Consider the following 12,461-nt stretch of genomic DNA (forward strand, 5'->3'; position numbering starts at 1 on the left):
ATGGATCAGACGGCCACTCTCCTCGTCAGCGAGCTTCCGCCGGACTTCGCGCAGTGGGACGAATTGCTGGCGCTGATCCGGCGCGCCTTCGCCTATATGGACCGCGTCATCGACCCGCCGTCCTCGGCGCATCATCTCACACCCGAAAACCTCAAGAGCAAGGCGGGGCAAGAAACGGCGTTCCTGGCCATGGAGAACGGCCGGATCGTCGGCTGCGTCTTTGCGTTGGAGCGGGCAGACGATTTCTATGTCGGCAAGCTTGCCGTCGAGCCCAGCCTCCAGGGGCAAGGCATAGGCGGACGGCTGATGCAGGCCGTCGACGATCTTGCCCACCGACGCGGCAAGCAGGCCCTCGAGCTGCAGACGCGTATCGAGCTTACGGCGAACCACGCGGCCTTCGCCCGGCTCGGCTTTCGCGAGACCGGGCGCACCGCGCATGCGGGTTACGACAGGCCGACCTCGATCACCATGCGCAAGGTGCTGTCTTGAGCCTCGCGCTCAGCCCGGAGGAACAGGCAACCGCCGCCGGTAAGGACGGCGCGGGAATGGCGATGCGCATCGTCGCCGAGAGCGCGCGCCTGCTCGGCGCGCCACGGCTGATCCCGATCTGTTCGGCGCATATCGACGGCGCGCTCTATCATGGCGATTCCGGCACGCTGTTCGCCGAGCGGCTGGTCGAAGGAGGCGCCAGGGTCGCAGTGCGCTCAACGCTCAATGTCGGGGCGCTCGACCTGACGGGCTGCTCGCGCATTCGCCTGGAAGAACCGCAGCGCGGCATGGCGCGGCGGATGATGGATGCCTATCGCAAGCTCGGCTGCGAGCAAAGCTGGACCTGCGCGCCCTATCAGGCCGGGCACAGGCCGGCACAGGGCAGCGATGTCGCCTGGGGCGAGTCCAATGCGGTGGTGTTCTGCAATTCGGTGCTGGGCGCCCGCACCAACCGCTACGGCGATTTCCTCGACATCGCCTGCGCCATCACCGGCCGCGCACCGGATTATGGCCTGCACCGGGCCGAGAACCGCCGGGCGCGGCTGGTGTTCGACGTCTCGGGCCTATTGCCTTCCTTCCTCGCTTCCGAGATCGCCTGGCCGGTGCTGGGCAGCCTCTATGGCCGCGAGGTCGGGGATACGATCGGCGTCGTCGTCGGCATCGCCAATCATCCCGGCGACGACGCGCTAAAGGCCTTCGGCGCCGCTGCCGCTTCCTCCGGCGCGGTCGGGCTGTTCCACATTGCAGGCGTCACGCCAGAGGCGCCGAACGTCGAAACCATTCTGGCCGAGCCGAAACCGGAGGCGGTGATCCACGTCACGCCGCAGATGGCGGCGAAGGCTCGCGCCGGCCTGTCGACGGCGGCGGTGCCGAAAACCATCGATGCGGTCGCCATTGGCAGCCCGCATCTGTCCTTTGCCGAGTTCGAGATGCTGGAGCGGCTGATTGCCGGAAGACGGCTCGCCGTGCCGATCTATGCCTGCACCGGCCGTCATGTGCTTGCCTTCCTGGAGCAGGACGGCCGGCGGAAGAGGCTCGAAGCGAGCGGGGTCGTCATCGTTGCCGACACATGCGTGGTGGTGACGCCGATCATGCCGGAACTTGCCGGCGGCGTGCTTATGACCAATTCGGGCAAGTTCGCGCATTACGCTCCGGGCAACACCGGCTATGCGGTGCTCTATGCCTCGCTCGCCGATTGCGTCGAAAGCGCGGTCGCCGGCAAGCCGCGCTTCACGGACCTCGCCGCATGAGCGCCGCCACGGAGATATTGGTACGGGGCAAGGCCGGTAAAGGCGAAGCGCTGGTGCTGACGGCGCCGATCAGCTTCTGGGGCGGCGTCGACCCGAAGACAGGCCGCATCGCCGATGTCCGCCACCCGCAGCATGGCGAGGTGATCTCCGGCCGGGTGCTGTTCCTGCCGGGCACCATCGGCTCCTCGTCGGCTTCGGCAGTGCTGATGGAACTGGTCCACAACGGCCGCGGGCCGGCAGCCCTTATCCTGCACGAGCCGGACGCCATTCTTCTGCTCGGCCTGATCGTCGCGCGCGAAATGGGCTGGGAAACGCCTATGGCGGTGCGGCTCGGACGCGGTGTGTTCGACGCCTATCGCGGAAGCACCGTCAAAGTCGACGACGACGGCGCCGTGAGCGTCGCCGCCTGAACAACCCGTGGTTTTTCAGGTCCTGAGCGGCAACACACGGTCCGGCGGGCGATGGCCGTCGAAGAAGGCGCGAATGTTGATGATCACCTTCTCGCCCATGTCGATGCGGCCTTCGAGCGTCGCCGAGCCCATATGCGGCAACAGAACGACCTTGCCCTTGTGGGCGAGCTTCAACAGCTTGCTGTTCAGCGCCGGCTCGTGCTCGTAGACGTCGAGGCCGGCGCCGGCGATCTTGCCGTCCTGGATGAGTTTGATCATCGACTCTTCGTCGATGATGTCGCCCCGCGCTGTGTTGACGATGTAGGCCGCCGGCTGCATCAGCGCCAGCCGCCGGGCCGACAGCAGATGAAAGGTCGCCGGCGTCGACGGGCAGTTGACCGAGATGATATCCATCCGGGCGAGCATCTGGTCGAGGCTTTCCCAATAGGTCGCTTCCAATTCGTCCTCGACCGCCGGCAGCACGCGGTGGCGGTTGTGGTAGTGGATGGACAGGCCGAACGCCTTGGCGCGCCTGGCGACCGCCGTGCCGATACGGCCCATGCCGACAATGCCCAGGCGCTTGCCCCAGATGCGGCGGCCGAGCATCCATGTCGGGGACCAGCCGGCCCATTTCTTCTCGCCGGTGAGCACGTTGGCGCCTTCGGCCAGCCTGCGCGGCACGGCGAGCATCAGCGCCATGGTCATGTCGGCGGTGTCTTCGGTGAGCACGTTCGGCGTGTTGGTGACGGTGATGCCTTTCTTGGCAGCCGCCGAGACGTCAATCTTGTCGACGCCGTTGCCGAAATTGGCAATCAGCTTGAGGTTCTCGCCGGCCTGGGCGATCAGCGCGGCATCGATGTGGTCGGTGATGGTCGGGACCAGCACGTCGGCTTCCTTGACCGCCGCAACCAGCTCAGGCTGGGTCATCGGCCGGTCCTCGACGTTGAGGCGCGCGTCGAACAGTTCGCGCATGCGGGTCTCCACCGGATCGGGCAGCTTGCGCGTGATGACGACGAGGGGCCGTTTTTTACCTGCCATTGTTTCCCCGAAGCTTCCTCGAAACCGATCTCGTTGAGACCTCTTTAACCAAGACAAGCGAAACTTGAAGCCAGTCGCGGTATCAGCCCACTCCTGTAACAAGCGGTGCCGCCGAAGACAAAGAAAAAGGGGCGCTCCTCCCACGGACCGGCGCCGAAAGGAATGAACGTGTCTGGTTTCGCCTCGCTCCGCCTGGCTTTCAGCGCAGCCGTTCTCGGCACTCTGCTTTGGGCGCCGCAGACATCCGCGCAAGGCGCGGCCACGTCGGCGCAGACCGTGACGCTGGGGCCGAGCGGCCTGCCGCTGCCGCGCTTCGTCAGCCTGAAATCCGGACGCGTCAACTCGCGCGTCGGTCCGGGCGCCAACTATTCCGTCGACTGGATGTATATGAAGGCCGGACTGCCGATGGAAATCATCCAGGAATTCGACACCTGGCGCCGCGTGCGTGACGCCGACGGCTCCGAAGGCTGGATCAACCAGTCGCTGCTTTCGGGCCGCCGCACCGCGATCGTCGCCCCCTGGCAGCGCGGCAAGGGCGGCCGAATCAATCTGCTCGACGATCCCGACAAGGACGCCGGCGTTGTCGCCATCCTCGAGCCAGGCGTGATGGGCTCGATCAAGAAGTGCGACGGTCAGTGGTGCGAGATGACCTTCGACGGCCATACCGGCTGGGTCGCCCAGTCGCAGGTCTGGGGCGCCTACCCGGGAGAAAAGGTCAAGAACTGATCTGGACCATGATCTGATCCAAACCGTAGGTCAGCGTAGCAAAACCGGTTCCGACTTTTCGCGATCATGGTCTTCGAGCCGCATCGCCAGATCGACAGGCCTCATCGCGGGCAGATCAGTCGCGGCGCTTGGGGCGCAGCCTCACCACGATATCGACGTTGGCGATCTCCATGCCTTCCGGAGGCTGCGGCAGGTTGGAGACGCTCACCGGGCCGCTGGCGATATCGAAGATCCGGTTCTCGCCCTCGACATAGAAGTGGTGGTGATCGGAAGTGTTGGTGTCGAAATACGTCTTCGACCCTTCGACGGCGAGGATGCGCAGCATGCCGGCCTGGGTGAATTGATGAAGGGCATTGTAGACGGTGGCCAGCGAAACCGGCACACCGGCGGCGATCGCCTCTTCATGCAATTCTTCGGCCGAAAGGTGACGGTCGCCCTTGGCGAAAAGCAGGTCGGCCAGCGCAATGCGCTGGCGCGTCGGCCTCAGGCCGGCTTCGCGAACCCGCTTGTCCACAGCGACATTTTCCTTCCGGCAGCCCGAATCCATCTATCCCGTCTAAGCTTGCAAGCCCCATAGACCGGTCCAGAATGGCAAAAAGAGGTCAATGCCAAAAACTGGACACCACCCGACATATATTCTGTCGCCCAAATGCGATCAATAGCGCGCATTGACCCAGGCAGGCGCACGGGTTAAGCGCAAACGCCGGTTTCCGGCCACAAACAGAGTGTGTTAGGAAACCAACGACATGGGCGCCCTGCCGCCCGGAACGAGAACGGGGACGGAATTAATGGCGGGTCAAAAGTCCAGCTACGACTACGAGGAACTGCTTGCCTGCGCCCGCGGCGAGCTGTTCGGACCGGGAAACGCCCAGCTGCCCTACCCGCCGATGCTGATGTTCGACCGCATCACCGAGATCAGCGAGACCGGCGGCGCCTTCGACAAGGGCTTCATCCGTGCCGAGTTCGACATCAAGCCGGATCTTTGGTTCTTCGCCTGCCATTTCATCGGCAATCCGATCATGCCGGGTTGCCTCGGCCTCGACGCCATGTGGCAATTGACCGGCTTCTATCTCGGCTGGCTCGGCGAACCCGGCAAAGGCATGGCGCTGTCGACCGGCGAGGTGAAGTTCAAGGGCATGGTGACGCCATCGGTCAAGAAGGTCGAATATGGCGTCGACTTCAAGCGCGTGATGCGTGGCCGCCTCGTGCTCGGCATCGCCGACGGCTGGCTCAAGGCGGATGGCGAACCCATATACGCGGCAACGGATCTGAAGGTGGGCCTGTCCAAGCAGTCCGCCGCCTGATCGCCATCGCCACGGGCCCTGGCGTGTCCGGCGGATGCGCAAGGACGCCGCGGTTTTATTTTGCGTATGATCGAAGGCGGAAACCAATTAGGTTTTTCGTCAAACTACGCCGGAAGGAGTTGCGAATGAGACGCGTCGTAGTGACAGGCCTCGGCATTGTGTCGTCGATCGGCAACAACGCCAATGAGGTGCAGGCCTCGCTTTACGATGCCAAGTCCGGCATCAGCTTTTCCAATTCCTTCGCCGAGCACGGTTTTCGCTGCCAGGTATGGGGCGCGCCGACGCTCGACCCGTCGGCGATGATCGACCGCCGCGCAATGCGTTTCCTGAGCCAAGGCGCTGCCTGGAACCATGTCGCCATGGATCAGGCGATCGCGGACGCCGGGCTCGGCGAGAGCGACATCACCAATGAGCGGACCGGCATCGTGATGGGCTCCGGCGGACCGTCTACCAGGACCATCGTGGAAGCCGCCGAAACGACGCTCAAGAACGGCAGCCCGAAGCGGATCGGTCCGTTCGCGGTGCCGAAGGCGATGTCGTCGACCGCTTCAGCCACCTTGGCCACCTGGTTCAAGATCCACGGCGTGAATTACTCGATCTCGTCCGCCTGCTCGACCTCCGCGCACTGCATCGGCAATGCCTGTGAGCTGATCCAGTGGGGCAAGCAGGATATGATGTTCGCCGGCGGCCACGAGGATCTCGACTGGACGATGTCGGACCTGTTCGACGCCATGGGCGCCATGTCGTCGAAATTCAACGACAAGGCATCGGCCGCTTCGCGCGCCTATGATGTCAACCGCGACGGCTTCGTCATCGCCGGCGGCGCGGGCGTTCTGGTGCTGGAAGAGCTGGAGCACGCCAAGGCGCGCGGCGCCAAGATCTATGCCGAGATCGTCGGCTACGGCGCGACCTCCGACGGCTACGACATGGTGGCGCCGTCCGGCGAAGGCGCCGTGCGCTGCATGCGGCAGGCGCTTGCAACCGTCTCGACGCCGGTCGACTACATCAACACGCACGGCACATCGACGCCGGTCGGCGATTCCAAGGAAATGGGCGCCATCCGCGAGGTGTTCGGCGACCACATGCCGTATATCACCTCGACCAAGTCGCTGACCGGCCATTCGCTCGGCGCCGCAGGCGTCCAGGAATCGATCTACTCCATCCTGATGATGCAGGGCGGCTTCATCGGCGAGAGCGCCCATATCGAGGAGCTCGATCCCGAATTCGAGGGCATGCCGATCGTGCGCAAGCGCATCGACAACGCCAAGATCGACACCGTCCTGTCCAACTCCTTCGGTTTCGGTGGCACCAACGCAACGCTGATTTTCCAGCGCTATTCCGCATAAGGATTGCCTTTTATGGAAGGGTTGATGAAGGGCAAGCGCGGGCTTGTCATGGGGGTCGCCAACGATCATTCGATCGCCTGGGGCATCGCCAGGAAATTGTCCGAACACGGGGCGGAACTCGCCTTCACCTATCAGGGCGACGCCTTCGGGCGGCGGGTCAAGCCGCTGGCCGAGAAGCTCGGTGCCTCGCTGGTCGTGCCTTGCGACGTCGAGGACAGCGCCTCGGTCACCGCAACCTTCCAGACGCTTCGCGAAGCCTGGGACGGCCTGGATTTCGTCGTTCACGCCATCGGCTTCTCCGACAAGAACGAGCTCAAGGGCCTCTACGCCGACACCAGCCGCGACAACTTCGTCCGCACCATGGTGATCTCCTGCTATTCCTTTACCGAGATCGCCCGCAATGCCGCCGCGCTGATGACGAACGGCGGCTCGATGATCACGCTGACCTATGCCGGGTCGGTGCGGGTCATGCCGAACTACAACGTCATGGGCGTCGCCAAGGCCGGACTCGAGGCGAGCGTGCGCTATCTCGCCAACGATTACGGCCCGCGCGGCATTCGGGTGAACGGCATCTCGGCAGGACCGGTGCGGACGCTCGCCGGCTCAGGCGTATCCGACGCACGCCACATGTTCTCTTATCAGCAGCGCAATTCGCCGCTACGGCGCACCGTCACCATCGACGAGGTTGGCGGCTCGGCGCTCTACCTGCTGTCCGATCTGTCTTCGGGAGTCACAGGCGAGATCCACTATGTCGATTCCGGCTATCACATCGTCTCCATGCCGACGCTAGAGGAACTGAAGCAGAACGACGGCCCCCGCGAATAATTCGCTAACGAAAAAAGCACCTTCCAGTAAAATTGGAGGCATTGGCGGAAACCCATTTTAAGGAGGTATCCGCTAAACGGCCCTGTAGTTCAGGGACCTTGCATGTCTGCAGTCAGCAACCCGAAGCGAACACCGCTGTTCCGGCTGATCACCATCGCCAGCTCGGCCATGGGCAGTTTTATCCTCGGACTCTGGGGGTTGCGCTTCGGCTTCGGCGACGGCCTGGCCGGCATGTCTGCCGGGACGATGGCGGCTATCATCGCCGCGCTCTGTGCCCTTTCCGCCGGCGGCGCCGCGATGTCCTTCTTCGCAGGCATCGATGAATCGGCCGAATACGTCTTCAAGGAAACCCATTTCGACAAGATGACCGGCCTGCTGACGCGCCAGGCGATCGTCGGAAAGGTCGCGGCGGCGGCAGCGGAAACGCTGGAGACCGGCGAACCGGTCTACTTGATCGATATCGACATCGACCGCTTCAAGCAGATCAACGACGCCATCGGCTACAGTCATGGCGACGAGCTGATCCGCGCCTTCACCAAAAGGCTGAAGGAGAGCATGCCGGAGGATGTCGTGATCGGACGGCTCGGCGCCGGCGAATTCGCCGTGCTCTTGCCGGACCGTGAGATCCGGGGATATCTCGAACGGTTCCTCGAAACATTCATCAACCGCATGATGGAGCCCTACCAGCTCCAGACGCATCTGCAGTCGGTCAGCATGTCCGTCGGCATCGTGGCGATGCCGAAGGACGGCGTCGATCCGGTGCTCATCCTTCGCCGTTCGAACCTGGCGCTGCAGAATGCGCGCGCAGGCGGCATCGGCAACTGGTCGGTCTTCCACGCCGACATGGGCCGCGTTGCGGACCACCGGCAATGGATTGAATCGGAGCTGAAAACCGCCTTCGACCGCGGCGACTTCAACCTCCACTACCAGCCGCAATTCGACCTGCAGGGCGGCCGTGTCGTCGGCTATGAAGCGCTGATCCGGTGGAAGCATCCGGAACGCGGCATGATCCCGCCGATGGAATTCATTCCGATCGCCGAGGAAACCGGCATGATCAACCCGATCGGCGAATGGGTGCTGCGCAAGGCTTGCAGCGACGCCCAGTACCTGCCGGAGGATTGCTTCGTCGCCGTCAACATCTCGCCGGTCCAGTTCATGACCAGGGACTTCGTCGGCATCGTGCGCCAGACCATGGCATCGACCGGCATCAAGCCGTCGCGGCTGGAACTCGAAGTCACCGAAACGGCGATGATGCAGGACCGCGACCGCGCGGCCGTCATCCTGCGGCAACTCGCCGAGATGGGCATCTCGGTCGCCGTCGACGATTTCGGCACCGGCTATTCCAACCTGAGCTATCTGATCGACTTCTCGTTCGGCAAGCTGAAGATCGACCGCTCCTTCGTCAGCCGCATCGATACCGATTCCAGCTCGGGCGCTGTCGTCTCGACCATCGTCGGGCTATCGCGGGCGCTCGGCGTCGGCATCATCGCCGAAGGCGTCGAGACCGAGAACCAGGCGACGCTGCTGAGAGCCGCCGGTTGCGAGGTCGTGCAGGGCTATCTGTTCGGCCGCCCCGCGCCGCTCGAGATCGAGCTCGGCGCGTTGCGCCCTGTTCATGCCAGGCGCGAGCCGGCACGCCTCGTCAGCCTGCAGTAGGGCGCTGCATTCTTTTCCTGGAGCAATCACGGGGACGGAAAACCGTCTCACGCGCTTTTCCTGGAGTTGCTTTTAACGCCGCGCCGAAAACACCTTGAACATGCCATCGCGCGCAACCTCGGCGTGACTGGAGAAGGCTCCCGCCAGCACCTGTTCGTAGGGCAACTGCCGGTTCGCCACCACGAACAGGCGTCCACCTGGTTTCAGTGCCTTTGATGCCGCGCGGATCATGCCAGCGCCGATGCCCGGGTCGGCAGCCCTGCCGCTGTGGAAGGGCGGGTTCATGACGATCGCGTCGTAACCTCGCTCGACCGTTTCGGTCAGCAGATCGGTCCAGAAGAAGCGCGGCTCGACAGCGGTTGCGGGGATATTGACCCTTGCCGCCTCCAGGGCCTCGAAATCCGCTTCGTAGAGGTCGAGACCGGACAGCCCTGTCGAGCGTTCCATCACTTCGGCCGCCAGATAGCCCCAGCCGGCACAGAAATCGGCGACATTGCCCGCAAGCCCCTGCGGCAGGCTGTCCAGCAGAAGCTTCGATCCTGCGTCGACCCGATCGAAGGAGAACATGCCGGGCGCGGTGCGGAAGCGGCCTTCGACGACCAGATCGGGGTTGGCGGCGCGAAGCGCCCGGGCCGCATCCATGCCGGCCCGGCGGAACCAGAAGGCGACGCCGTGATGCTTCGGCAGGTGGGCTTCGAGCGGCGACAGCGCGCCCACGCGCTTGCGCAGGCTATCGATGCCGTCTTCCTTGCCGCCAGCGACGACGATCAACCCGCCGGGCGCGACGCGCTCGATGGCTTCGGCGATGCGCAGCTCGTTCTGGCCGCGATGCCGGCCGGCCAGCACAAGGGCAGCATCGAAGGCCGAGCCTTCCGCCCGCGGCGTGACCGAATAGCCGGCTGCCTGCAGAGCACGAAAATGCGGCCGAAAGCCTTGCACGAGATGCAGCGCCGCAGCGACGCCGCCGGGCAAACGGAAACCAGGCTCAGCGCCAAGAAAGAGGATCCGGGCATCGCTTCGCGGCCAAGGCAGCGCTTCGGCCTCGAACGGATAGAACAGCGTCTTCAGCGGCTCAGCGGCCATTCACCTACCCTTGAAGGGCGCTTGAAATAGAAACGGGCGCGACCTTGCAGCGCGCCCGTTTCAATCATGCGGTCAGGCCAATCAGGCGGCGTCTTCCTCGCCTTCCGGCTTCTTCTTTTCCTGAACGATTTCCTTGCCGGTCGCCTGGTCGACGACCTTCATCGACAGGCGCACCTTGCCGCGCTCGTCGAAGCCCATCAGCTTGACCCAAACCTTGTCGCCTTCCTTGACGACGTCGGAGGTCTTGGCGACGCGCTCATTGGCGAGCTGCGAGATGTGGACGAGGCCGTCGCGCGGGCCGAAGAAGTTGACGAAGGCGCCGAAGTCGGCCGTCTTAACGACGGTACCTTCGTAGATCTCGCCGACTTCCGGCTCGGCGACGATGGTGTGGATCCACTTCTTCGCCGCCTCGATCTCCTTGGCGTTGGCCGACGCGATCTTGACCGTGCCGTCATCCTCGATGTTGATCTTGGCGCCGGTCTTCTCGACGATCTCGCGGATCACCTTGCCGCCGGAGCCGATGACGTCGCGGATCTTGTCGGTCGGGATGTGCATGACCTCGATGCGCGGCGCGAATTCGCCGAGCTCGGCGCGCGAGGAAGATATGGCATGCGCCATCTCGCCCAGGATGTGCAGCCGGCCTTCCTTGGCCTGGCCGAGTGCGATGCCCATGATCTCCTCGGTGATGCCATCGATCTTGATGTCCATCTGCAGCGAGGTGACGCCGTTGGCGGTGCCGGCGACCTTGAAGTCCATGTCGCCGAGATGATCCTCGTCGCCAAGGATGTCGGAGAGCACCGCGAAGCGCTCGCCTTCCTTGATCAGGCCCATGGCGATGCCGGCCACGGGCTTGGCGATCGGCACGCCGGCATCCATCAGCGCCAGCGAGGTGCCGCAGACCGTCGCCATCGAGGACGAGCCGTTCGACTCGGTGATCTCCGAGACGACGCGCAGCGTGTACGGGAACTGGTCCGCCGAAGGCAGCATCGGGTGGATCGCGCGCCAGGCAAGCTTGCCGTGGCCGATCTCGCGGCGGCCCGGCGAGCCCATGCGGCCGGTTTCGCCAACCGAATAGGGCGGGAAGTTGTAGTGGAGGAGGAACTTCTCCTTGTACATGCCGGTCAGCGAATCGACGAACTGCTCATCCTCACCGGTGCCGAGCGTGGCGACAACCAGCGCCTGAGTCTCGCCGCGGGTGAACAGCGCCGAACCATGGGTACGCGGCAGGACGCCGACTTCGGCGACGATCTTGCGCACGGTCTTCAGGTCGCGGCCGTCGATGCGCGAGCCGGTGTCCAGGATGTTCCAGCGTACGACCTTGGCCTGGAGCTCCTTGAAGACGCTTGCGATCTGCTCGGAGGAGTATTTCGGATCCTCGCCTTCGGCCGGCGTGAACGCGGCCTTGACCTTCGCCTTGACGGCGTCGACGGCCGCGTAGCGGGACTGCTTCTCGATGATCTTGTAGGCGTCGCGAAGCTCGTCGCCGACAACCTTGAGCATCTCGCCTTCGAGCTGCGAATGGTCCGGCGCGGTGAAGTCGCGCGGATCCTTGGCGGCGACCTCGGCCAGCTTGATGATGGCGTCGATCACCGGCTGGAAGCTCTTGTGACCGAACACGACGGCGCCGAGCATGAGCTCCTCGCTGAGCTCCTTGGCCTCGGATTCGACCATCAGCACGGCGTCGGCGGTACCGGCGACGACGAGGTCGAGCTTCGATTCCTCCATCTCGTCGATATGCGGATTGAGCACATACTCGCCGTTGATGTAGCCGACGCGGGCGCCGCCGATCGGGCCCATGAAGGGCACGCCGGACAGCGTGAGCGCGGCCGAGGTAGCGACGATCGACAGGATGTCCGGATCGTTCTCGAGATCGTGCTGGACGACGGTGACGACGATCTGGGTGTCGTTCTTGTAGCCGTCAGCAAACAGCGGGCGGATCGGGCGGTCGATCAGGCGGGAAACCAACGTTTCCTTCTCGCTCGGACGGCCCTCGCGCTTGAAGTAGCCGCCCGGAATTTTGCCGGCGGCATAGGTCTTTTCCTGGTAATTGACGGTGAGCGGGAAGAAATCGAGGCCGGGCTTCGGCTCCTTCATCGAAACGACGGTGGCGAGAACCACGGTCTCGCCGTAGGTGGCGAGCACCGCGCCGTCAGCCTGGCGAGCGATCTTGCCGGTTTCCAGGATGAGCGGACGGCCGCCCCATTCGATTTCCACTTTGTGTTGATTGAACATATCTTGTCCTTCATGTGCGGAAAGGGCCGCGCCGTCTCAACGGTCGCGGAGCATCCCTTCCCTGGCTTCCTTCGGGCAGCCACGGGCAAGACAACGGGAAGCTCGACAGGTGGCGATTGCCGA

12 protein-coding genes are annotated in these 12,461 nt (G+C 64.1%); 8 read left to right on the top strand and 4 right to left on the bottom strand.

What is annotated here, in order from left to right:
* Genes EJ078_RS11645 through EJ078_RS11655 form a run of 3 tightly spaced genes read left to right on the top strand, consistent with a single transcriptional unit; the run spans position 1 to position 2,149 of the window.
* Complete coding sequence (locus EJ078_RS11645; protein WP_127216407.1) at positions 1 to 489, top strand: GNAT family N-acetyltransferase; 489 nt, start codon at positions 1 to 3, stop codon at positions 487 to 489.
* Positions 486 to 1,739, top strand: coding sequence for an aconitase X catalytic domain-containing protein (locus tag EJ078_RS11650; RefSeq protein WP_127216406.1), 1,254 nt, complete (start codon positions 486 to 488; stop codon positions 1,737 to 1,739). Before EJ078_RS11645 ends, EJ078_RS11650 begins: the two co-directional genes overlap by 4 nt.
* A complete protein-coding gene (locus tag EJ078_RS11655; RefSeq protein WP_095799332.1) occupies positions 1,736 to 2,149 on the top strand; it encodes a DUF126 domain-containing protein in 414 nt (137 codons plus the stop codon). The genes EJ078_RS11650 and EJ078_RS11655 overlap by 4 nt, the downstream gene beginning before the upstream one ends.
* A 15-nt stretch (positions 2,150 to 2,164) precedes the next feature.
* Here EJ078_RS11655 and EJ078_RS11660 read toward each other — a convergent pair whose 3' ends face one another.
* Entirely contained in the window at positions 2,165 to 3,166 is a 1,002-nt protein-coding gene (locus tag EJ078_RS11660) for a D-glycerate dehydrogenase (protein ID WP_066996380.1), read from the bottom strand.
* A 168-nt stretch (positions 3,167 to 3,334) separates the two neighbouring features.
* Between EJ078_RS11660 and EJ078_RS11665 the strand changes: the two genes are divergently transcribed.
* Complete coding sequence (locus EJ078_RS11665) at positions 3,335 to 3,892, top strand: SH3 domain-containing protein (RefSeq protein WP_067324770.1); 558 nt, start codon at positions 3,335 to 3,337, stop codon at positions 3,890 to 3,892.
* Positions 3,893 to 4,007: 115 nt separating this feature from the next.
* On the opposite strand, the gene irrA is transcribed toward EJ078_RS11665, so the two are convergent.
* Positions 4,008 to 4,439, bottom strand: a complete 432-nt coding sequence (irrA, locus tag EJ078_RS11670; RefSeq protein ID WP_095824221.1) for an iron response transcriptional regulator IrrA — start codon at positions 4,437 to 4,439, stop codon at positions 4,008 to 4,010.
* 241 nt (positions 4,440 to 4,680) lie between these two features.
* On the opposite strand from irrA, the gene fabA reads away from it, so the two are divergent.
* The 4 genes from fabA (at position 4,681) to EJ078_RS11690 (ending at position 9,023) form a co-directional block, all read left to right on the top strand.
* The gene (fabA, locus tag EJ078_RS11675; RefSeq protein WP_027165888.1) at positions 4,681 to 5,196 is read left to right on the top strand and encodes a 3-hydroxyacyl-[acyl-carrier-protein] dehydratase FabA; all 516 of its coding nucleotides are present in this window, start codon (positions 4,681 to 4,683) and stop codon (positions 5,194 to 5,196) included.
* Positions 5,197 to 5,321: 125 nt separating this feature from the next.
* A complete protein-coding gene (gene fabB, locus EJ078_RS11680) occupies positions 5,322 to 6,542 on the top strand; it encodes a beta-ketoacyl-ACP synthase I (protein WP_127215722.1) in 1,221 nt (406 codons plus the stop codon).
* A gap of 12 nt (positions 6,543 to 6,554) precedes the next feature.
* Positions 6,555 to 7,367: an enoyl-ACP reductase FabI gene (gene fabI / locus EJ078_RS11685; protein WP_095777496.1), complete on the top strand. Its 813-nt coding sequence runs from the start codon at positions 6,555 to 6,557 to the stop codon at positions 7,365 to 7,367.
* Between the two features lie 102 nt (positions 7,368 to 7,469).
* A complete protein-coding gene (locus EJ078_RS11690) occupies positions 7,470 to 9,023 on the top strand; it encodes a bifunctional diguanylate cyclase/phosphodiesterase (RefSeq protein ID WP_095824222.1) in 1,554 nt (517 codons plus the stop codon).
* A 72-nt stretch (positions 9,024 to 9,095) separates the two neighbouring features.
* Here the strand turns inward: EJ078_RS11690 and EJ078_RS11695 are convergent, their stop codons facing one another.
* On the bottom strand, positions 9,096 to 10,106 hold the full coding sequence (locus EJ078_RS11695) for a class I SAM-dependent methyltransferase (protein ID WP_127215723.1): 1,011 nt from the start codon (positions 10,104 to 10,106) through the stop codon (positions 9,096 to 9,098).
* Between the two features lie 81 nt (positions 10,107 to 10,187).
* Positions 10,188 to 12,338 carry a polyribonucleotide nucleotidyltransferase gene (gene pnp, locus EJ078_RS11700; protein WP_066996362.1) on the bottom strand — a complete coding sequence of 717 codons (2,151 nt, stop codon included), beginning with the start codon at positions 12,336 to 12,338 and terminating at the stop codon, positions 10,188 to 10,190.
* Between the last annotated feature and the right edge of the window lie 123 nt (positions 12,339 to 12,461).

It is taken from the genome of Mesorhizobium sp. M1A.F.Ca.IN.022.06.1.1, assembly GCF_003952605.1.
In the GTDB taxonomy this organism is placed as follows: Bacteria; Pseudomonadota; Alphaproteobacteria; order Rhizobiales; family Rhizobiaceae; genus Mesorhizobium.

Bases quoted from the DNA above. Each gene is read 5' to 3' on its own strand.
- EJ078_RS11645 (WP_127216407.1), top strand. From the start codon at position 1: ATGGATCAGACGGCCACTCTCCTCGTCAGCGAGCTTCCGCCGGACTTC.
- EJ078_RS11655 (WP_095799332.1), top strand. From the start codon at position 1,736: ATGAGCGCCGCCACGGAGATATTGGTACGGGGCAAGGCCGGTAAAGGC.
- EJ078_RS11660 (WP_066996380.1), bottom strand. From the start codon at position 3,166: ATGGCAGGTAAAAAACGGCCCCTCGTCGTCATCACGCGCAAGCTGCCC.
- irrA (WP_095824221.1), bottom strand. From the start codon at position 4,439: ATGGATTCGGGCTGCCGGAAGGAAAATGTCGCTGTGGACAAGCGGGTT.
- fabA (WP_027165888.1), top strand. From the start codon at position 4,681: ATGGCGGGTCAAAAGTCCAGCTACGACTACGAGGAACTGCTTGCCTGC.
- fabB (WP_127215722.1), top strand. From the start codon at position 5,322: ATGAGACGCGTCGTAGTGACAGGCCTCGGCATTGTGTCGTCGATCGGC.
- fabI (WP_095777496.1), top strand. From the start codon at position 6,555: ATGGAAGGGTTGATGAAGGGCAAGCGCGGGCTTGTCATGGGGGTCGCC.
- EJ078_RS11690 (WP_095824222.1), top strand. From the start codon at position 7,470: ATGTCTGCAGTCAGCAACCCGAAGCGAACACCGCTGTTCCGGCTGATC.
- EJ078_RS11695 (WP_127215723.1), bottom strand. From the start codon at position 10,106: ATGGCCGCTGAGCCGCTGAAGACGCTGTTCTATCCGTTCGAGGCCGAA.
- pnp (WP_066996362.1), bottom strand. From the start codon at position 12,338: ATGTTCAATCAACACAAAGTGGAAATCGAATGGGGCGGCCGTCCGCTC.